Below are 19397 nucleotides of genomic sequence, written 5' to 3' on the forward strand. Positions count from 1 at the left end.
CTGCGACGAACTTGGGTTCCCGCCTGCGCGGGAACGACGGTCTTGGGGCTAACGGTTAGATTGCACGCTAGCGTTTGCGCCATCGTTAGCATTAGCACGTCATCCCGGCGGAGGCCGGGATCCAATTTCTGCCTGCGCAGCCGCTAACGCAGCACTTCGCCCAGCGAAAACACATTCTCCCCCTTGCCCGTCACCCGCAGCTCCACCGCGTGCGCCCCGACGGACAAGTGACCCAGGTTCCCGCGCCACGCGATCGCCGGCCGCGCGTCCTTGGGCAGTCCCGCACTGTCGATCACCAGCACCCGCCCCTTGAACCCGGCTGCCCGCTGTTGCAGCTGGCGGCGTGTCTCGGCAAAACCGTCCTGGCCCGCCGGCGTACGCTGCAGCAGGGCGCGCAGTCCGTTGGCCGGCTGCAGCAGGGGCTGCATATTCCCTTCGGCGAACAGCACCACCGCATCGACCTTGTCCTGCTTGGCGATCGCGAACAGGCGGTTGAGCCAGAAGCGGTTGGCCACGGTCCGGTCCTCGTACTCGCTGTTGCGTCCCGCCGCCGCCAGGTAGTGATTGTTGGCCGCGGGCAGGTTGATGGTGGCGTACAGCACCTTGCCGACCTGCCAGTGGGCGTTCTCGGCATAGCTGCGAAAGCGCGGACTGCTCGACAGGCGCGTCAAGGGAAGCTTGTCCTTGCCGAGCGACTCCGGCTCACTGTAGAACAGCTCGCGCAGCCGGTTCAGGCGTTCGATGGCATTGGTGCGGCCCGCCGAATTGCGGCAGCCGGTCCAGTCGTTGCCGCTCAAGGACAGGATCACCGGACGCCTGGCCTTGTCGAACAGGTCGCGCCGCTTCTGGTAAAGGCGGTCGCCGCAGGCTTCTCCGGCCCCCTTGATGCCGGTGACGACCAGGAAGGCAAGCTCCGGGTCCCTGGCGTCGAGCAGCAGCTCCTTCAGCGCCTCCTCGCCACCCTCGGCCGCACGGTGGCCCGCGACGGCGAAGCGGTGCGCATGTTCATCCGTCTCTTTCTCTTTTTTCTTGTCGCGGGCGAAGGCCGGCGCCGCCGCCAGGGCCACCGCGAGCAGGCTCGCCAGGAGGAAGGGACGGCGCGCCGGCATCAGGCGACGAGCCGTTTCAGCTCGTAGAGCCGTTCCAGCGCTTCACGCGGGCTCAGTGCGTCCGGGTCGATGGCCGCGAGGGCCTGCTGCAGCTCGTCGTTCGCGCCGCTCGCAGGCAGGGAGGCGCTCTCCGATGCTGCTTCCACCTCGTCGCTTGGCGCGGCGAACAGGTCGAGCTGGGGCGTCGTGTCGAGCGCCTGCGATTCGAGGCGCGCCAGGTGCTTGCGCGCGGCGCGGATCACGCCAGGAGGCACGCCCGCCAGTTGCGCCACCTGCAGGCCGTAGCTTTGCGAAGCGGGGCCGTCCTGCACCGCGTGCAGGAACACGATGCTGTCCTTGTGCTCCACCGCCGACAGGTGCACGTTCACCGCGCTCGGGTGGGTTTCCGGCAGCTGGGTGAGCTCGAAGTAATGGGTCGCAAACAGCGTGAAGCTGCGGCTGGTCTCGATCAGGTGGCGCGCGATCGCCCAGGCCAGCGCCAGGCCGTCGAAGGTCGAGGTGCCGCGGCCCACTTCGTCCATCAGCACCAGCGACTGCTCGGTGGCGCCGTTGAGGATGGCCGCCGATTCGGTCATTTCGACCATGAAGGTCGAGCGCCCGTTGGCCAGGTCGTCGCTGGCGCCGATGCGGGTGAAGATGCGGTCGATCGGGCCGATGGTGGCACTGGTAGCGGGTACGTAGCTGCCCACGTAGGCCAGCAGCGTGATCAATGCCACCTGGCGCATGAAGGTCGATTTACCGCCCATGTTCGGGCCGGTGATCAGGAGCATGCGGCGCTCGTTCGCCAGGCGGCAATCGTTGGCGATGAAGCGCTCGATCTGGTTTTCCACCACCGGGTGGCGGCCTTCGACGATGGTGAGGCAGGGCTCGTCCACGAGCTGGGGCGCGCACCAGTTGTTGCGCACCGCGTGGCTGGTCAGGGCCACCAGGGTGTCGAGCTGGGCCAGGCCGCCGGCGATCGACTGCAGGCAGCCGATGAAGGGCGCCAGGTCGCCCAGCAGCTGGTCGTACAGCATCTTCTCGCGGGCGAGGGCGCGGTCCTGGGCCGACAGCGCCTTGTCCTCGAAGGCTTTCAGTTCCGGCGTGATGTAGCGCTCGCAGTTTTTCAGGGTCTGGCGGCGGCGGTAGTCTTCCGGCACCTTGTCGGCCTGGCCGTTGGTGACTTCGATGTAGAAGCCGTGCACCCGGTTGTACTCGACGCGCAGGTTGGCGATGCCGGTGCGGGCGCGCTCGCGCGCTTCCAGGTCGACCAGGAACTGGCCGGCGTTCTCGGACAGCGCGCGCAGCTCGTCGAGCTCGGCGTCGAAGCCGCGCGCGAACACGCCGCCGTCGCGCACCATCACGCTCGGTTCTTCCATGAGCGCACGCGTCAAGAGGTCGAGGCAGGCTTCCGGTGGGGAGAGCAGGTCGTGGACCTCGCGCAGCAGCGTGGTGTCGCCCGGGACGAAGCAGCGCGCCACCTGTTCACGCAAGGCCGGCAATGTTTTAAGGCCGTCGCGCAGGCAGGACAGGTCGCGCGGACGCGCCGACAACAGGGCGATGCGGGTGGTGATGCGTTCGATGTCGGGCACGTTGGCCAGGGTGCTGGACAAACCGCGGGTCGCATCGAACTGGGCCAGCGCGGCGATCGCCTCATGGCGCGAGCGCGCGACGCGCTGGTTGCGGCGCGCATGGTGCAGCCAGTGGCGCAGCATGCGCGAACCCATCGCCGTGCGGCAGCCGTCGAGCAGCGAGAACAGGGTCGGCGCTTCCTGGCCGCGGATGGTTTCGGTCAGCTCCAGGTTGCGTCGCGTCGCGGCATCCAGGCCGATGTATTCGTTCTCGGTTTCGCAAGCCAGGCTCTTGACGTGCTGCAGGCCTCGGCCCTGGGTCGACTGCGCATAGCGCAGCAGCGCGCCGGCCGCGCCGAAGGCGGCGCCCATGCCGTCCGCGCCGAAGCCGGTCAGGGTGGCCACGCCCAGCTGCTCCAGCAGCGACTGGTGGCCCTTGAGGACGTCGAAATGCCACTCCGGCACGCGGTTGGTGTGCGCCACCGGCTCGGACTCGAACATGTCCGCGCAATCTGCGCGCAGGATCTCGGCCGGCGCGATGCGCTCGAGTTCATGCGCCAGGCGCGACTCGACCGCGCGCCCTTCGCCCGAGAATTCCATCAGGCGTAGCACGCCGCTGGCCAGCGACAGCCAGGCCAGGCCGACCGTGACATTCTTGCGCTGGGGGAGCATGCACATGGCCAGCAGCGGGCGGTCGGCCTTCTCCGGCAGCAGGTCGCTGTCGGTCAGGGTGCCCGGGGTGACCACGCGCACCACCTTGCGCTCGACCGGGCCCTTGGACAGGGCCGGGTCGCCGATCTGCTCGCAGATGGCGCAGGATTCGCCGATCTTGACCAGCTTGGCCAGGTAGCCGTCGAGCGAGTGGAAGGGCACCCCGCACATCTTGATCGGCTGGCCGTTCGAGCTGCCGCGCGCGGTCAGCGTAATGCCGAGCAGGCGCGCCGCTTTTTCCGCGTCGTCGTGGAACAACTCGTAGAAATCGCCCATGCGGTAGAAGACCAGCATGGTGGGGTAATCGGCCTTGATGCGCAGGTATTGCTGCATCATGGGAGTGACTTTTTCCGTCGCGCCGGTCTTCAGGGCGGCGGCATTGATTTCGTTGGGAGCGTTCATTTCTTCGTGTTTCGGTACGGCAGGCGGGTGCTGAGCCAGGGCTCGCCATTTTACCGCGAACGGCTGGCCGAAAGCGGGGTAGTGCTTGTCAAGTTCCTATCTGGTGTCTGTCCTTCGCTCACACCTCGGAGCGAAATGTTTCCATGTCGAAAAATTTTACACTGAACATTCTTTGTTTTGAGAAACCTGCTGGACTAGAGGAATAAGTCCTTGTATCGCTTGAGTTTCCTATTTTTAATTAACTTGTGGCACGTTTCTTGCCTATAGGGAGGCTCTCCATATTCTTATCAACCCATAAGGACACGACGATGCGTGCAGTAATCAAAACCAAACAAATCCTGGCAACGGCAATCCTGGCGGCTGCATCGATCGCCCTGCCTGCGCATGCCATGGTGATCGGCTCCGGCGAGGTGGACCATGACGACCACGCCCACGACGTGCCGCTGCAGAGCGGTGGCTACGTGCTCGGACCGACCACGCCCGGCAAGTGGGGTTCCCCAGTGTTTGGTACCGGCGCAGTCGTGACCTGGAGCCTGATGCCGACCGGCACCAACTGCGCCGCCGATGGTGGCGGAACCTGCACCGCCCTTGGCGACTTCATGCCGACCGGCTATCTGGCCGCCCTGAATGCCGCCTTTGCCGCCTGGTCGGCCGTCGCGGACATCATCTTTACCCAGGTGGAAGACAATGGCGTGCCCTTCAACGCACCCGGCACGGTCGCGGACCTGCGTTTCGGCGGCCATGCCATGGATGGCGCTTTCGGCACGCTGGCGCATGGCTACTACCCGCCTGCAAACGGCGCGACGGCCGCCGGCGACATCCACTTCGACATCGGCGAAACCTGGAAGCTGGGCTTCGGTGGTCCGGGCTTCGACATCTTCCAGGTGGCGGCGCACGAGATCGGCCACGCCATCGGCCTGAACCACAGCACGACCCCGGGCTCGCTCATGAATCCCTATTACACCGAAGCCTTCCGCGGCCTGCAGGCGGACGACATCGCCGGCGCACGCTACATCTACGGCGCCGCCAATACCAACCCGGTGCCGGTGCCGGGCTCGCTGCTGCTGATCGGCCTGGGACTGGCTGCCCTGGGCGCTGCCCGCCGCCGCGCCTGATCGCCTGGAACCCACGCTGGTGTTGCGTCAGTGCCGCGTGGGGGAAGGCATGAAAGCAGCCGCCTCGCTTCTCCTGTTCGCCACCTGCATGCTTGCAGGAGCGGCCGGGGCCTCGTCGGCACGCTTCGGCGATCCCGAGCTCGTCGAGCATTCCGACCTGATCGTCTCGGCCACGCTGGTGCGCATCGAGCGCCAGGCCGGGCCCGGGTCCGCAGGCCCGGCCGAAACGGGTATCCTTGACGTCCGCCAGGTCCTCAAGGGAGCCGGGCATCCCCGGGTCGTGCGCCTGCTCCTTTCTCCCGCCGGGGCGCTCCGCTCCAGTTCCGACATTCACTACAGCGTCGGCCAGAAGGGCCTGTGGTTCCTGCGCGCGACGCCGGGCGCGGACGGCACGGCCTTGTACCGTGCCGACCACCCCCAGCGCTTTCTCCCCGAAGAAGAGGCGGCGCCGCGCATGCGCCACTTCCAGGACCTGGTGAAGGCGCGCCGGCCCCGAGGGCAGGCGGCTCCCGATTGAGCTCTACAATTCTCGGACAAATATCGTCTATTTTCTGACACCACAGTCTCCTATCCTCGGCTTCCTCGATATCCACCATGGAGGTGCCGATGGCCATTCAAAAGAGACTCGTCCTGGGCATGATCAGCTCTGCCTGCCTGCTCGCCGCTTGTGGTGGTGACACGCTCGACGCACCGGCGCCACAGATCAGCACCAGCTTCGCCGGCTCGCTCGACGGCTGGGTGGGCGCGTTCGCCGACTATGAGGAGGCGACGGCGCCGACCGAGCTCGTGTGGGAGTTGCGTCCCTTGCCGGCGCCCTTGTCGGGCCAGGCCTACTACACGGGCGGGACCAATCGCAGCGACGACCTGTTTGTCTACAGCAGGAAAAAATTCAGCGGCTATGCGCCGTCGGCCTCCTACCTGTTGCGCTTTGAAATCGAGATCGCCTCCAACCAGTCATCCGGTTGCGTCGGCGTCGGTGGCGCGCCGGGCGAAAGCGTCTACGTGGTCGCGGGCGCGGCGCCGACGGAGCCGAAGACCGTCCAGGTCAATGGCGAGTGGAGGGTCGACCTCGACCGCGGCAACCAGGCGACACCGGGCGCCGCGTCCCAGGTGCTCGGCAACGTCGCCAACGCCGTGCCGGACTGCGGCCCCCAGGTTTTCCAGACCAAGGTGCTCAAGAGTACGGCGCCCTTGGCGGTGACCAGCAATGCCAATGGCGACATCTGGGTCTTCTTCGGGATCGACTCCGGTTTCGAGGCAAGAAGTGCCGTGTTCTACAAGTCGATCAAGGTCGCTGTCGAGCCGGGGCGCAAGCAATAACAAGGTCCAGCGCCGTGCTCATGCGAGCGAGCAGTGGCCCGTGACTGCCGGCTTGCCGTCCGCTTCCACCACGAATCCGCCGGTCCCGGCAGCCGCACGCAGGACGACAGCGCTGCCCAGGGACACGGGTGAACGGAAACGGCATTCGATGCGGGCGGCGCTGCGGCCGCTCTCGTTTTCCAGTGCCGAGCAACACGATGCGAGCGTGTGCATGCCGTGGATGATCGGCTTGCGCATGCCCATCAGGCGGGCGCTCCAGCGGGTGAGGTGGATCGGGTTCCAGTCCCCCGAAAGCCGGGCGTAGCGGCGGCCCGCTGTTGCGTCCAGCGTCCACTGGGCCAATGCCCGGCCGGACAGCTCGGGGCCCGCCTCGGGCGGCCTGGCCGCGCCGCGTTCGCCCCGGCGGATGAGGTAAGTGCTGGAACAGCTGAATACCGGCGAGCCGCCCGCCATGCCGGTGGTCTCCAGTGCGCAGCGCAGGGCGCCACTGGCCGATGGCGGCAGTATCCGTAACACGGTGCGTAGCAGCAGGGCCTGGCCGGGCGCGATCCTGCCGTGCTCCTCGAGCAGGTTCTCGATGTGGACGAGTCCCGCGATCCGGAAGGGAAAGCGTGGGTCGAGCATCGTGGCCAGGTGGGCGCGCTGGGCCGGCAAGTACCACCAGGTCAGCGGAATACGGTCGCCCGCGAAACCGAAGGCGGCGCGGTAGCGCGCGATGTCGTCCAGCGGGAGGCTGTCGAGGCGATACTCGGTGACGAGTTCCGGCGGCAGGGCGGGACGAGGGCGTTGCGGACGCTTGAGCAGCGCCCGCAGCAGGATGCCCGGCCCCATGGCCGGCAGCGCCGGCACATGGGTAGCAGGAGGGGCAGGTTTCAAGCTTCGGCGACGCGCTGCTTGATGTGCGCCAGCGCCGCGTCCACCTGGTCGATCAGGATCAGGCACAGGTCGCCGTTCTCGAGACGCGACAGCGCGCGGTCGATCGCGACGAACTCGCCGTTGATTTCTTCCACGTGGCTGGTGCGGGTAGCGCCGCTCAAGCCCTTGCGCAGCAAGGCGACCACCTCGCCGTCGGCGCGGCCGCGCTGGCACTGGTCCTGGTACAGCAGCACCTCGTCAAAAGCCTTGCCGAGGATTGCGGTCTGCTGGGTGATGTCCTGGTCGCGGCGGTCGCCGGCGCCGCTGATCACCACCGAGCGGCGCTTGCCCGGCATGCCTTCCACCGCATTGACCAGCGCGGCGATCGCGTCCGGGTTGTGGCCGTAGTCGGCGATGACGGTGGCGCCGCGGTAGTCGAACACGTTGAAGCGGCCCGGCGCGTTGTCGCTCTCGCCGACGAATGTCTTGAGGCCAAGGCGGATCTTGTCCCAGTCGGTGCCCACGGCCCAGGCCGCGGCCACCGAGGCCAGCACGTTCTCGATCTGGAAGCCGACGCTGCCGCCGCGGGTGATCGGGACCTCCGCCAGGGACACGCGGTGTTCGACATTGCCCTGGGCGGCGACCAGCTGGCCGTCTTCGACGAAGACGACGCGGCGGCCCTGGGCGCGGTGCATCGCCATGATCGGGTGGCCGACGTCGAGCGCGAAGAAGGTGACGTCGCCGCGGGTCACTTCGGCCATTGCCGCCACCGCCGGGTCGGCCGCGTTCAGCACGGCCATGCCCCCGACGGCCACGTTCTGGACGATCACGCGCTTGAGCACCGCGAGGTCTTCGAGCGTGGTGATGTAGTTCAGGCCGAGGTGGTCGCCGGCGCCGATGTTGGTCACCACCGCTACCTGGCAGCGGTCGAAGGCCAGGCCTTCGCGCAGCAGGCCGCCGCGCGCGGTCTCGAACACGGCCGCATCGACGTCCGGGTGCAGCAGCACGTTGCGGGCGCTGCGCGGACCCGAGCAGTCGCCGCTGTCAATGCGGCGGCCTTCGATGTAGACGCCGTCGGTGTTGGTCATGCCGGTGCGCAGTCCCGACGCCGTCAACAGGTGCGCGATCAGGCGCACGGTGGTGGTCTTGCCGTTGGTGCCGGTTACGGCCACTACCGGGATGCGGCCGTCGTCGCCGGGCGCGAACAGGGTGTCCATGATGGCTTCACCGATCGGACGGGGCTTGCCGAACGAGGGCGACAGGTGCATGCGCAGGCCCGGCGCGGCGTTGACTTCGACGATGCCGCCGTGCTGTTCCTCGATGGGCCTCAAGACGCTGTCGCACACCAGGTCGACGCCGCAGATGTCCAGGCCGACCATGTGGGCGGCGGCGATGCAGCGCTCCGCGACTTCCGGATGGACGTCGTCGGTCACGTCGGTGGCGGTGCCGCCGGTGGACAGGTTGGCGTTATTGCGCAGCACCACGCGCTGGCCCTTGTCGGGCACCGAGTCGGCATGCATGCCATGCTTGGCCAGCGTGGCCAGGGCGATGTCGTCGAAGCGGATCTTGGTCAGCGAGGTGGCGTGGCCGTCGCCGCGGCGCGGGTCCTTGTTGACCTGCTCGACCAGTTGGCGCACGCTGTGCACGCCGTCGCCCACCACTTGCGGCGGATCGCGGCGGGCGCAAGCCACCATCTTGTCGCCGATGACCAGCACGCGGTAGTCGTGGCCCGGCAGGTAGCGCTCGACCAGGATGTCGTCGCGGAACTCGGACGCGGTGTGGAAGCCCGCGGTCAGCTGCTCCTTGGTGGTGACGTTGACGGTCACGCCCTTGCCCTGGTTGCCGTCCTTCGGCTTGATCACGACCGGCAGGCCGATCTCGAGGGCGGCGGCCCAGGCGTCTTCCGGGTCGCTCACGCTGCGGCCCATCGGCACCGGCACGCCGGCGGCGTCGAGCAGCTTCTTGGTCAGTTCCTTGTCCTGGGCGATGGTCTCGGCGATCGCGCCGGTGGCGTCGATCTCGGCGGCCTGGATGCGGCGCTGGCGGCTGCCCCAGCCGAACTGCACCAGGCTGCCTTCGGTCAGGCGGCGGAAGGGGATGTTGCGCGCGATGGCGGCATGCACGATGGCGCCGGTGGACGGGCCGAGGCGCACGTCCTCGTCGACTTCGCGCAGTTTCGCCAGGGCGCCCGCGAGGTCGAAGGCGGCATCCTTGCGCGCCGCGTCGACCAGTTCCTGGGCCAGCTCCAGGGCCAGGCGGCCGACGTCTTCCTCGCTGTACTCGACCACGACCTGGTAGATGCCGCGCTCGACGGTGGCGGTGGTGCGGCTGAAGGTGACCGGGCAGCCGGCTTCGGCCTGCAGGGCCAGGGCCACGCGTTCGAGCACCTGGGCCAGCGGCACGGTGTCGTCGTGGCCGTAGGGCTGCAGTTCGCCTACCTGCGGAAAGCGCGCGCGCAGGCGCGTCTCGAAGCCGGCCAGGCCGCGGATCGATTCTTCGTCAGGCGTGCAGGAGACGATCGCCTCCACCGAGGTGTGATGACTCCACAGATTTGGGCCGCGCAGGGCCCGTACACGAGATACTTCCATAAACCTTCAGTCTTAAATTGAGTGGGTCGTCTTCTTCGGGGTGGCATCAAAAGCGCGCAGGCCGCCGCAGATCAGGTCGGAGGGCACGCCCAGCGCCCAGGCCGCCGCCACGGCCGCCAGCACGCTGTCCGGGTGCTTCACCGTCGCCGGCGGGATCCTGGCCAGGTCGAGCAGCACGTCTTCCGTATCGAAGCCTTCGGCCAGCACGATGCGGTTGTCGCGCACGAACACCACGCGCTCGCCTTGCGCGCGATGGCTCGCGACGACCGGGTTGTTCTCGTCGAGCGCATAGAAGATCACGCGGCCGTCCGACAGTTCCGCCAGCGCGGCAACCGCATCAATGGCCGCGTTCAGCACCGCGGTGCCTTCCGACAGGACCACGTCGACCTGGCTGCGGATCACGTTGCGCAGCGCGTCCTGGTCCTGGATGTGGAACTCGGCCACGTCTTCGAGACCTTCCATGTCGGTAACGATGCCCACCAGGCAGCGGTCGTAGGGCAGGCCCGCCGACAGGATCGAGCGCGCGTTCGATTCGAACACGGCGGTCTGCACGGTGCGGTTGATCAGGAGGCGCTGGCCAGCCTCGAAGCCGGTCGAGTCGCGGCTCGATACCTGGCGCGCGTCGAGGTACAGGCCTTCGCCGTTGGCCACGCCGACGTGCTTGCCGGTGATGTGGACCAGGCAACCCACCAGGCGCGCGATCAGGCTGGTGCCGAGCGTGCCGGTGACGCCGACCACCGGGATGCGCCCGGTTTCTTCTTGCTCGAACAGATGGTCGACGATGGCCTTGCCCACGTTGCGCGGCTGGCCGCTGGCCGGCTTGATGTGGGCCAGCAGGCCCGGGCTCGAATTGACTTCGATGATGGCGCCGCGCTGCTCTTCCAGCGGACGCGAGATGTCCTCGCACACCAGGTCGATGCCGGCGATGTCCAGGCCGACGATGCGCGCCGCCAGCGCGGCGGCGTGGGCGACCGAAGGGTGCACCAGGTCGGTGACGTCGTCGGCGACGTTGCCGTTCACCTGGATCAGCACCTTCTGGCCGGCCTGCGGCACGGACTCCGGCGTGAGGCCCTGGCGCTTCAGGTCCAGCATGATTTCGCTGTCGTGCGGGTTGACGCGGCCGAGCGGGTGTTCTTCGCTCTCGCCGCGGCGCGGGTCGGTGTTGATCTGGCTGTCGCACAGCTGAAGCACGCTCGAGCTGCCGTCGCCCGTCACCCACAGCGATTCGCCCCTGGCGGCGGCCACCACCTCGCGGCCCACCACCAGCAGGCGGTGCTCGTTGCCGGGAATGAAGCGCTCGACCAGCACGGCGCTGCTGTCGCCGGCTTCCGCGGCGATCGCATAGGCGGTCGTCACTTCCGCTTCGCTCATCAGGTTCAGCGTCACGCCGCGTCCATGGTTGCCGTCGACCGGCTTGACCACGACCGGCAGGCCGATGTCCTGGGCTTCTTCCCATGCCTCTTCGGCGCTCCGCACCAGGGCGCCTTCCGGCACCGGCACGCCGCAGGAGGCGAGCAGGGTCTTGGTCAGGTCCTTGTCGCTGGCGATGCCTTCGCCGATGGCGCTGGTGCGGTCGGTCTCGGCGGTCCAGATGCGGCGCTGGGCAGCGCCGTGGCCGAGCTGCACCAGGTTGCCCTCGGTGAGGCGGATCGAGGGGATGCGGCGGTCGGTGGCGGCATCGACGATGTGGGCGGTCGACGGGCCCAGGCACCAGCGGTCGACCAGCTCGGTCAGCGCCTGCACCGTGGCGGCCATGTCGAAGGGCGTGTCGTTGATGGCCGCCATGATCAGGCGGTGGCCGGCTTCGAGGGCGGCGCGGCCGACGACCTCGTCGCGGGTGCGGAACGCCATCTTGTAGACGCCGCGCTGGCCGGTCGAGCGGGTCTTGCCGAAGCCGGTCTTCATGCCGGCCATGTTCTGCAACTCGAGCACGATGTGCTCGAGGATGTGGCCGGCCCAGGTGCCGTCGCGCAGGCGCTCCAGGAAACCGCCGCGGCTGCCGACGCCGCAGCGGTGTTCTACCAGGCCCGGCAGCCAGGCGGTCAGGCGCTCGGTAAAACCGGGCAGGGTGTTCGAGGGGAAGTCTTCGAGCTCCCCAATGTCGAGCCAGGCCTCGATCACCGGTCGGTAGGTCCAGATGTTCGGGCCGCGCAGGTGGGTCACGCGGAGGAACTTGATGTCGTTCTTCTTGTTCATGAAAAAATGTCTTTGCCAGCCGCGACTGTTGCGCGCAAGCTTGGCGTTACCTTAAATTACCTGCCTGCTGCTACGGTACCCAAAGCCGGTTTCCCGCAGCGCACTTCATGTATACTCGCCGGCCCGAAGCTTATCGGGTTGCTTCCTTTTCTGCCGGAACGCCACCTTCTGTCATCCAAAGGATACGCAGAAACGTTAAGCCTGTTTGTGGAACGCTTCACGTACGGGGGCATCCCGGCAATCCTGTGCCTTGCCAAGCCCCGCCGCTGTTTGTACCCCACCAGAACCAAATGCCTGATCTCGGGCGCAACACATGACAACTCAACAACCTGCTATTCCGTCGTCCCTGGCGGTCGCCGCCAATGTTTTGCCCGAACACTGGCAAAATGACGTTACGAAACAGCTTGCACCAGGGGAAAACGTTTTAAGCAGCGTCGAGGTTGACCTCGATGCGAAATTACATTTCCGGAAGGGCCTGGTGGTGGTCACCAGCCGCCGTTTGCTGGCGAGAAGCCCGGGCGAAGACGCCTGGCGCGACTGGACTTACCGATCCGGCCTGCAGCTGCGCCACCACGACCATGCGGGTGTCGGCCATCTCGAACTGGTCGATCTGGAGGGCCGCCTGGGAGCCTGGCGCTTCACGCTGGGCCAGAACCTGGGTGCGATCCGGGTGGTCGACCATTTCAACGAACAGCTGAAAAGCGTCGTGACCGGCGTGCCGGTGACGCCGCCGGAGCAGCACACCTGCCCGAGCTGCAAGGCCCCGCTCGAGGCCGACGACGCCGAATGCGCGGTGTGCGCCAAGGTGCTGCACACCCCGCCGTCGACCTGGACCCTGTTCCGTTTGTGGCGCTTCGCCCGGCCCTACAAGGGCCAGCTGCTGCTGGGTTTCCTCTTGATGGTGGGCTCGACCGGCGCGCACATGATCCCGCCGTACCTGACCAAGCCGCTGATGGACAATGTCCTGATCCCGTACCAGAACGGCCAGGTCATCGATACCTCGCTCGTCTATTTATATATGGGCGGCCTGTTCGGGGCGGCGCTGCTGGCCTGGGCGCTCGGCTGGGGCAAGACCTACGTGCTGGCGCTGGCCTCCGAGCGCATCAGCGCCGACCTGCGCTCGACCACCTATGAACACCTGCTGCGCCTGTCGCTGGAATATTTCGGCGGCAAGCGCACCGGCGACCTGATGTCGCGCATCGGCAGCGGCTCCGACCGCATCAGTGTCTTCCTGTCGCTGCACCTGCTCGACTTCCTGTCGGACGTCCTCCTGATCATCATGACGGGCGTGATCCTGTTCAGCATGAATCCCTGGCTGGCGCTGGTGACGCTTGTTCCGCTTCCCTTCATCGCCTGGATGATCCACGTGGTGCGCGACAAGCTGCGCACCGGTTTCGAGAAGATCGACCGCGTGTGGGGCGAGGTGACCAACGTGCTGGCCGATACCATCCCGGGCATCCGGGTCGTGAAGGCCTTCGCCCAGGAAAAACGCGAAGCGGCGCGCTTCCGCGAAGCGAACAAGCACAACCTGGCCGTCAACGACAAATTGAACAAGGTCTGGTCGCTGTTCTCGCCGACCGTCTCGCTGCTGACCGAGATGGGGCTGCTGGTGATCTGGATCTTCGGCATCTGGCAGGTGTCGCGCGGCGACATCACGGTCGGCACGCTGACCGCTTTCATCGCCTACAGCGGCCGCTTCTACGTGAAGCTCGATTCCATGAGCCGCATCGTCTCGGTGACCCAGAAGTCGGCCTCGGCGGCCAAGCGCATCTTCGACATCCTCGACCACGTGTCGAGCGTGCCGGACCCGGTCAACCCGGTGAAGGTCGACAAGGTGGCGGGCAATATCGAGCTGCGCGAAGTCGGTTTCCGCTACGGCAACCGCGCGGTCAACCGCGGCATCTCGCTGAAGATCCGAGCCGGCGAGATGGTCGGCCTGGTCGGCCACTCGGGCTCGGGCAAGAGCACGCTGGTCAACCTGATCTGCCGCTTCTACGACGTGGCCGAGGGCGCGATCCTGCTCGACGGCCAGGATATCCGCACTTTCGCGGTCAGCGACTACCGCCGCCACATCGGCCTGGTGCTGCAGGAGCCTTTCCTGTTCTTTGGCACGATCGCCGAGAACATCGCCTACGGCAAGCCGGGCGCCACCCGCGAAGAAATCATCGCGGCGGCGCGCGCGGCCCACGCGCACGAGTTCATCCTGCGCCTGCCGCAGGGCTACGACTCGATGGTGGGCGAGCGCGGCCAGGGCCTGTCGGGCGGCGAACGCCAGCGCATCTCGATCGCGCGCGCGCTGCTGATCGATCCGCCGATCCTGATCCTGGACGAAGCGACGTCCTCGGTGGACTCGGAAACCGAGAAAGAGATCCAGAAGGCGCTCGACAACCTCGTGCAGGGCCGCACCACGATCGCCATCGCGCACCGTCTGTCCACGCTGCACCGGGCCGACCGCCTGGTGGTGCTGGACCGCGGCGTGGTGGTGGAAGAGGGCAGCCACGACGAGCTGATGGCGCGCGAAGGCGCTTACCACCGCCTCTACGAAGCGCAGGCGCGCAACGTGGACGGGGAACCGGACGACAAGGATGATTGAATGAGCAGTACTTTCCAACTACGGCGCGACAGCTTCGGCAAGCTGGTGCTCACCACCGCCGAAGGTGAAGAACACGTCGGCGTCATTCCGGTGCGCGCCTTCCCGATCCAGGCGCCGACGCGCGGCATTTCGCTGGTGCGCGAAGGCGGCAAGGAAGTGGCCTGGATCGACGACCTGGCCGAGGTGTCCAGGGAGATCCGCGACCTGATCCAGGAAGAGATCGAAGGCCGCGAATTCATTCCCGAAATCCTGAGGATCAAGGATGTGTCGAGCTTCGCCACCCCCTGCACCTGGTTCGTGACGACCGACCGAGGCGATACCGAGTTCGTGCTGAAGGTCGATGAGGACATCCGCCGCATCGGCGAAGCCTCGCTCTTGATCGCCGACAACCACGGCATCAACTTCCTGGTGCGCGACATGTTCCATATCGATAAGCACAGCCGCAAGATCCTGGACCGTTTCCTGTAAGACGACTCCATTCGTCTATCCGTGCTACCGTTTTTCCTTTGATACGGAAGGAAAACGGCAATGCAACGAACAGCACTGGTAGTGGGCGCTAGCGGGATCGGTGGGAACTACACGGCGAAAGCCCTGGTGGCGGACGGCTGGCAAGTCTACGGACTGGCGCGCCGTCCCGGCAACGATGTTGCGGGCGTGATCCCGGTCGCGGCCGACCTGCTCGACGAGGCAGGGCTGGCCGCCGCGCTGTCGGATATCGCGCCCACCCACGTCTTCATCACCACCTGGATGCGCCAGGCGACAGAAAGCGAGAACATCCGCGTCAACGCGGCCATGGTGCGCAATCTGCTGTCCACCTTGTCGAGCAAGAAGTCGTTGCGCCACGTGGCCCTGGTCACCGGCCTGAAGCACTACCTCGGCCCTTTTGAGGCCTATGCCGCTTCCGGTACGCTGCCGGACACGCCGCTGCGCGAAAGCCAGCCGCGTCTGCCTGTCGAGAATTTCTACTATGCCCAGGAAGACGAAGTCTACGCGGCCGCCGAGCGCGACCGCTTTACCTGGACCGTCCACCGTCCGCACACGGTCATCGGCATGGCGGTCGGCAATGCGATGAACCTCGGCACCACGCTGGCCGTGTACGCCACCATCTGCAAGGAGACCGGGCGTCCCTTCCAGTTCCCCGGCTCCGGCGCGCAGTGGAACGGCCTGTCCGACGTCACCGACGCGCGCATGCTGGCCAGGCAGCTGGTCTGGGCGGCCAATACCGACGCGGCGCGCAACGAAGCCTTCAACATCGTCAACGGCGACCTGTTCCGCTGGAGCTGGCTGTGGGGCCGCATCGCCGACTATTTTGGCGTGCAGGCCGCGGGCTTCAAGGGCACGGTGCAGCCGCTGGAAAGCGCGATGGCGAACGACCATGCCTTGTGGCGCGACATCGCCGCGCGCCACGGATTGGCGGAAGCCGACCTCGACCGCCTGGCGTCGCCCTGGCATACCGACCTCGACCTGGGCCGCCCGATCGAGGTGATGACTGACATGGCGCGCAGCCGCAAGCTCGGCTTCACGGCTTACCAGGCCACCGACGACTCCTTCTTCGACCTGTTCGGCCAGCTGCGCGCGGCGCGCCTGATTCCCTGAGTTCGACCCAGCCGCTTGCAGTGCCGGCTGGCTGGTGCTAAATTCGTTAACACGTTAACGAAATGGGCGAAATCGCTGCCATGCAAGCCGAACATCTTTCGATTCCCGCCGGCAGGATCCCGGTCGAGGCCAGCTGCTGGTCGGCGCCCGGCGCCGCCGCCACCGTCATCCTGCATCCGGCGACGGCGGTCACGCAGGCCTATTACGCGCCTTTCGCGGCCTGGCTGGCGGGGCGCGGATTCAATGTCGTGACCTACGACTACCGCGGCACCGGGCGCTCGCGCCCGCACAGCCTGCGCGGCTTCAAGGCGAGCATGACGGACTGGATCGACAAGGACGTCGCCGCCGTCACGCGCTGGACCGAGGAGCGCTTCCCCGGCTCGCCGCTGCTGGCGGTGGGGCACAGCGTGGGCGGCCACGCGATCGGCCTGTCGCCCGAGACCGCGCGCCTGCGCGCCGCGGTGCTGGTGGCGTCCCACGCGGGCGCCAGCCGCACGGTGCGCGGCTTCGGCGAGCGCCTGCGCGTGCGCTTCGTGCTGCGCGTGCTGGCGCCGCTCCTGTGCGCGCTGCTCGGCTACATGCCGGGACGCCGCATCGGCCTGGGCGAAGACCTGCCGTGCGGCGTCATGCTGCAATGGGCCCGGTGGACCGCGTTGCCGCGCTACTTTTTTGACGATCCGGCGCTCGACGCCGCGCGCCGCATGGCCCGGGTCGACATCCCGCTCTTGGTGCTGGGCTTCGACGACGATCCCTGGGCCAACCCGGTGGCGGTCGACATGTTGGTGTCGCACCTGGTCAATGCGCAGCTGGAGCGCCGCAACATCGACCCGCGTGCGGCGGGCGTGCCGGCGGTGGGGCACATGGGCTTTTTCCGGCGCCGCTGCGAAGCGGCGCTGTGGCCGCAGGTGGCCGACTGGCTGCACGCCCGGGCCAGGCAGGGGAGGGAGGTCGCGCATGGCGCCCGCTAAACCCCGTTTCGTCCAGCTGCTGAACCGCGCCCAGCGCGCCCTGCAGCGCTGGATCGAGGCACGGCCCGAATCCTGGGAAGGGATCAGCGCGGCCCAGGTCGGCCTGCTGTTCGTGCTGCGCGCGCGCGGCGACGCCGCGGTGGGGGAGATCGCCACGGAACTGGGCGTGGCGCCGGCCGCCATCACCAACCTGTCCAAGCGCATGCAGGCGGCCGGCCTGGTCGAGCGCGTCGCCGACGCCCGCGACGCGCGCCTGACGCGCCTGCGGATGACCGGCAGCGGCCAGGAGGCCGGCACCCGCGCCGGGGAGGTGCTGGTCAAGCTGAATGCGCGCCTGGCGGAAGGCTTTACGCCGGAAGAACTGCAGACCGTGGCGCGCTGGCTGGCCCAGGCGGCGGCGCTGGAGCCGGGTGCGTCACAGGATTGACCGGGCGTTTCGACCGTCAGTGTACGTCCGTTCACATACCCACAAGCGCATCGCGGGTAGAGTCCTCCTATCCGCTTACGCCTACCGGGAGACTTCATGGATTCGATCAACCGCAACCAGCCGGAACAGAACCGCCTCGACCTCAGCGGCGAGCAGGCCGTGCAGCGCCTCAAGGACATGGCCGACGACGCCGACAGCTGCTTCTTCGTCACCCAGGGCGGCAGCGGCCCGAGCCGTGGCGTGCGCCCGATGAGCGTGCGCGAGGTGGACGACGCCGGCCAGCTCTGGTTCCTGAGCGCCAGCGATAGCCACAAGAACGCAGAAATCGCGGCGCACCCGGCCGTGAAGCTGTATTTCCAGCAGGGCGCGCATTCCGGCTTCCTCGAGCTCGACGGCTATGCGGAAGTGATCACCGACCGCCAGCGCATCAAGGAGCTGTGGAACTTCATGCTCAAGACCTGGTTCACCGAAGGCGAGGATGACCCGCGCATCACCGCCATCCGCGTGATCCCGCGCCAGGGCTACTACTGGGACAACAAGCATGGCGACGCGGTGGCCGGCGCCAAGGTCATGGTCGGCGCGGTGCTGGGCAAGACGCTCGACGATTCGATCGAGGGCACGCTCAGCTTCTGACGGGCCGGCTTTCCGATGCCGCAGCTGCACTTCGTCGTCGTCACCATCGGCTCGGCCGGCGACCTGTATCCATTCATGCGCGTGGCGCTGGCGCTGCGCGAGGCAGGGTATCGGGTCAGCATGCTCGGGCCGGTACAGCATGCGCCTTTCGTGGAGCCGACCGGCCTGGCCTTCCACGGCCTGCCGGCCGACGAAGCGGTGCTCGACCATCCCGACCTGTGGCACCCGACGCGTGGCCTGGCCGTGGTGTGGCGCGCCACGCGCCCGGCGATGGCGCAGATTCCCGCTATCGTGGCCGCGCTGCCGCAGGACGAGCAGGTTGTGCTGCTGGCGCACCCGCTCGCGCTGCCGGAAGCGGACCTGTGCCGTGCGCAGCGGCCCGGCCTGAAAGTCGCGGCAATCTACCTGGCGCCATCCAACCTGCCGACCGTGCATGACCCGCTCATGCTGGGGCCGTATCCGGTGCCGCCCTGGGTGCCGCTGGGCGCGCGCCGCTGGCTGTGGCGGCGCATCGGCAAAGCCCTGATCGATCCGGTTTCGCTGCCCGACGTGAACGCGGCGCGGGCTTCGCATGGGCTGGCGCCGGTTGCGAGCCTGATCGAGCACATCGTGCAGGTGCCCGACCTGTCCGTGACCCTGTTCCCCGAATGGTTTGCGCCGACCCAGCCAGACTGGCCGCAGCCTCTGGCGCGCGCCGGCTTTCCCTTGTTCGACCCATCGCCCCAGGCGGAGCTGTCGCCGCAAGTGGCGCGCTTCCTGGAGGAGGGGACCAGGCCGGTGGTGTTCACGCCCGGCACCGGCAACCGCCAGGCGGCCCATTACTTCCGCTGCGCCCTGGACGCCTGCGCCCGGCGCGGGCTGCGCGCCATCCTGTTGACGCCGCACCGCGCGCAGCTGCCGGCCCATCTGCCGACGTCGGTGTTGTGGCAGGATTACGTGCCGCTGCGCGCCTTGCTGCCGCACGTGGCGGCGCTGGTGCACCATGGCGGCATCGGCACCACGGCCGAAGCCCTGCGCGCCGGCACGCCGCAGCTGGTGGTGCCGCTGGCGCACGACCAGTTCGACAACGCGGCAAGGGTGAGGGCGCTGGGTGTGGGCGCCAGCCTGAACGCTGCCCGACTGACGGCACGGCGGCTCGAGAAGCGGCTGGCAGAAGTTGTTGACAATAAAGATGTGAACGAAGCCTGCCGCAAGGTCGCCGCGCTATGCGGACCGACGGACCTGGCGCCCATGTGCGAGCGCTTGGCCTCGCTTGCGCGCTGAACTGTTGCTAAACGCACGGACAACTCCTTGGACGTCGGCTGTAATACGGGATCGACCTCACGATGCCGGGG

General features: G+C 67.5%; 15 protein-coding genes. 10 read left to right on the forward strand and 5 right to left on the reverse strand.

The genetic code is table 11. The features are described 5' to 3' along the window. Positions 1-143 precede the first annotated feature (143 nt). Positions 144-1109: a hypothetical protein gene (locus ACK6C6_RS04775; protein ID WP_409266163.1), complete on the reverse strand. Its 966-nt coding sequence runs from the start codon at positions 1107-1109 to the stop codon at positions 144-146. Continuing rightward, a complete protein-coding gene (gene mutS / locus ACK6C6_RS04780) occupies positions 1109-3772 on the reverse strand; it encodes a DNA mismatch repair protein MutS (RefSeq protein ID WP_409266164.1) in 2664 nt (887 codons plus the stop codon). The genes ACK6C6_RS04775 and mutS overlap by 1 nt, the downstream gene beginning before the upstream one ends. 308 nt (positions 3773-4080) lie before the next feature. Between mutS and ACK6C6_RS04785 the strand changes: the two genes are divergently transcribed. The 3 genes from ACK6C6_RS04785 to ACK6C6_RS04795 all read left to right on the forward strand — a co-directional run bounded on the left by ACK6C6_RS04785 (position 4081) and on the right by ACK6C6_RS04795 (position 6207). Continuing rightward, the gene (locus ACK6C6_RS04785) at positions 4081-4887 is read left to right on the forward strand and encodes a matrixin family metalloprotease (protein ID WP_409266166.1); all 807 of its coding nucleotides are present in this window, start codon (positions 4081-4083) and stop codon (positions 4885-4887) included. 19 nt (positions 4888-4906) lie between these two features. Then, complete coding sequence (locus ACK6C6_RS04790; RefSeq protein ID WP_409266168.1) at positions 4907-5404, forward strand: hypothetical protein; 498 nt, start codon at positions 4907-4909, stop codon at positions 5402-5404. 89 nt (positions 5405-5493) lie between these two features. Continuing rightward, on the forward strand, positions 5494-6207 hold the full coding sequence (locus tag ACK6C6_RS04795) for a hypothetical protein (protein WP_409266170.1): 714 nt from the start codon (positions 5494-5496) through the stop codon (positions 6205-6207). Positions 6208-6225: 18 nt separating this feature from the next. On the opposite strand, the gene ACK6C6_RS04800 is transcribed toward ACK6C6_RS04795, so the two are convergent. Genes ACK6C6_RS04800 through cphA (ACK6C6_RS04810) form a run of 3 tightly spaced genes read right to left on the reverse strand, consistent with a single transcriptional unit; the run spans position 6226 to position 11846 of the window. Next, positions 6226-7083, reverse strand: a complete 858-nt coding sequence (locus ACK6C6_RS04800) for a MaoC/PaaZ C-terminal domain-containing protein (protein ID WP_409266171.1) — start codon at positions 7081-7083, stop codon at positions 6226-6228. Beyond that, positions 7080-9650: a cyanophycin synthetase gene (gene cphA, locus ACK6C6_RS04805; RefSeq protein WP_409266172.1), complete on the reverse strand. Its 2571-nt coding sequence runs from the start codon at positions 9648-9650 to the stop codon at positions 7080-7082. The genes ACK6C6_RS04800 and cphA (ACK6C6_RS04805) overlap by 4 nt, the downstream gene beginning before the upstream one ends. A gap of 12 nt (positions 9651-9662) precedes the next feature. Further along, the gene (cphA, locus tag ACK6C6_RS04810) at positions 9663-11846 is read right to left on the reverse strand and encodes a cyanophycin synthetase (RefSeq protein ID WP_409266173.1); all 2184 of its coding nucleotides are present in this window, start codon (positions 11844-11846) and stop codon (positions 9663-9665) included. 313 nt (positions 11847-12159) lie between these two features. On the opposite strand from cphA (ACK6C6_RS04810), the gene ACK6C6_RS04815 reads away from it, so the two are divergent. The 7 genes from ACK6C6_RS04815 (at position 12160) to ACK6C6_RS04845 (ending at position 19326) form a co-directional block, all read left to right on the forward strand. Further along, entirely contained in the window at positions 12160-14439 is a 2280-nt protein-coding gene (locus ACK6C6_RS04815; protein WP_409266175.1) for an ABC transporter ATP-binding protein, read from the forward strand. Beyond that, positions 14440-14907, forward strand: a complete 468-nt coding sequence (locus tag ACK6C6_RS04820) for a DUF1854 domain-containing protein (RefSeq protein ID WP_209588966.1) — start codon at positions 14440-14442, stop codon at positions 14905-14907. A gap of 60 nt (positions 14908-14967) precedes the next feature. Further along, positions 14968-16035 (forward strand): SDR family oxidoreductase, encoded by a 1068-nt coding sequence (locus ACK6C6_RS04825; protein ID WP_409266177.1) that lies wholly within the window; start codon positions 14968-14970, stop codon positions 16033-16035. A gap of 80 nt (positions 16036-16115) precedes the next feature. Then, positions 16116-17003: an alpha/beta fold hydrolase gene (locus tag ACK6C6_RS04830; RefSeq protein ID WP_409266179.1), complete on the forward strand. Its 888-nt coding sequence runs from the start codon at positions 16116-16118 to the stop codon at positions 17001-17003. After that, a complete protein-coding gene (locus ACK6C6_RS04835) occupies positions 16990-17430 on the forward strand; it encodes a MarR family winged helix-turn-helix transcriptional regulator (protein ID WP_409266180.1) in 441 nt (146 codons plus the stop codon). Before ACK6C6_RS04830 ends, ACK6C6_RS04835 begins: the two co-directional genes overlap by 14 nt. Positions 17431-17526: 96 nt before the next feature. Further along, positions 17527-18063: a pyridoxamine 5'-phosphate oxidase family protein gene (locus tag ACK6C6_RS04840; protein ID WP_409266181.1), complete on the forward strand. Its 537-nt coding sequence runs from the start codon at positions 17527-17529 to the stop codon at positions 18061-18063. Positions 18064-18078: 15 nt separating this feature from the next. Next, a complete protein-coding gene (locus tag ACK6C6_RS04845) occupies positions 18079-19326 on the forward strand; it encodes a glycosyltransferase (RefSeq protein ID WP_409266182.1) in 1248 nt (415 codons plus the stop codon). The last annotated feature ends 71 nt before the right edge of the window (positions 19327-19397 follow it).

The sequence above is a fragment of the Massilia sp. BHUDP2 genome (genome assembly GCF_046236355.1).
In the GTDB taxonomy this organism is placed as follows: Bacteria; Pseudomonadota; Gammaproteobacteria; order Burkholderiales; family Burkholderiaceae_D; genus Telluria; species Telluria varians.

Coding starts and splice junctions, on each gene's coding strand:
- ACK6C6_RS04835 (WP_409266180.1), top strand. CDS start 16,990: ATGGCGCCCGCTAAACCCCGTTTCGTCCAGCTGCTGAACCGCGCCCAG.
- ACK6C6_RS04815 (WP_409266175.1), top strand. CDS start 12,160: ATGACAACTCAACAACCTGCTATTCCGTCGTCCCTGGCGGTCGCCGCC.
- mutS (WP_409266164.1), bottom strand. CDS start 3,772: ATGAACGCTCCCAACGAAATCAATGCCGCCGCCCTGAAGACCGGCGCG.
- ACK6C6_RS04830 (WP_409266179.1), top strand. CDS start 16,116: ATGCAAGCCGAACATCTTTCGATTCCCGCCGGCAGGATCCCGGTCGAG.
- ACK6C6_RS04785 (WP_409266166.1), top strand. CDS start 4,081: ATGCGTGCAGTAATCAAAACCAAACAAATCCTGGCAACGGCAATCCTG.
- cphA (WP_409266172.1), bottom strand. CDS start 9,650: ATGGAAGTATCTCGTGTACGGGCCCTGCGCGGCCCAAATCTGTGGAGT.
- cphA (WP_409266173.1), bottom strand. CDS start 11,846: ATGAACAAGAAGAACGACATCAAGTTCCTCCGCGTGACCCACCTGCGC.
- ACK6C6_RS04840 (WP_409266181.1), top strand. CDS start 17,527: ATGGATTCGATCAACCGCAACCAGCCGGAACAGAACCGCCTCGACCTC.
- ACK6C6_RS04775 (WP_409266163.1), bottom strand. CDS start 1,109: ATGCCGGCGCGCCGTCCCTTCCTCCTGGCGAGCCTGCTCGCGGTGGCC.
- ACK6C6_RS04795 (WP_409266170.1), top strand. CDS start 5,494: ATGGCCATTCAAAAGAGACTCGTCCTGGGCATGATCAGCTCTGCCTGC.
- ACK6C6_RS04820 (WP_209588966.1), top strand. CDS start 14,440: ATGAGCAGTACTTTCCAACTACGGCGCGACAGCTTCGGCAAGCTGGTG.
- ACK6C6_RS04825 (WP_409266177.1), top strand. CDS start 14,968: ATGCAACGAACAGCACTGGTAGTGGGCGCTAGCGGGATCGGTGGGAAC.
- ACK6C6_RS04845 (WP_409266182.1), top strand. CDS start 18,079: ATGCCGCAGCTGCACTTCGTCGTCGTCACCATCGGCTCGGCCGGCGAC.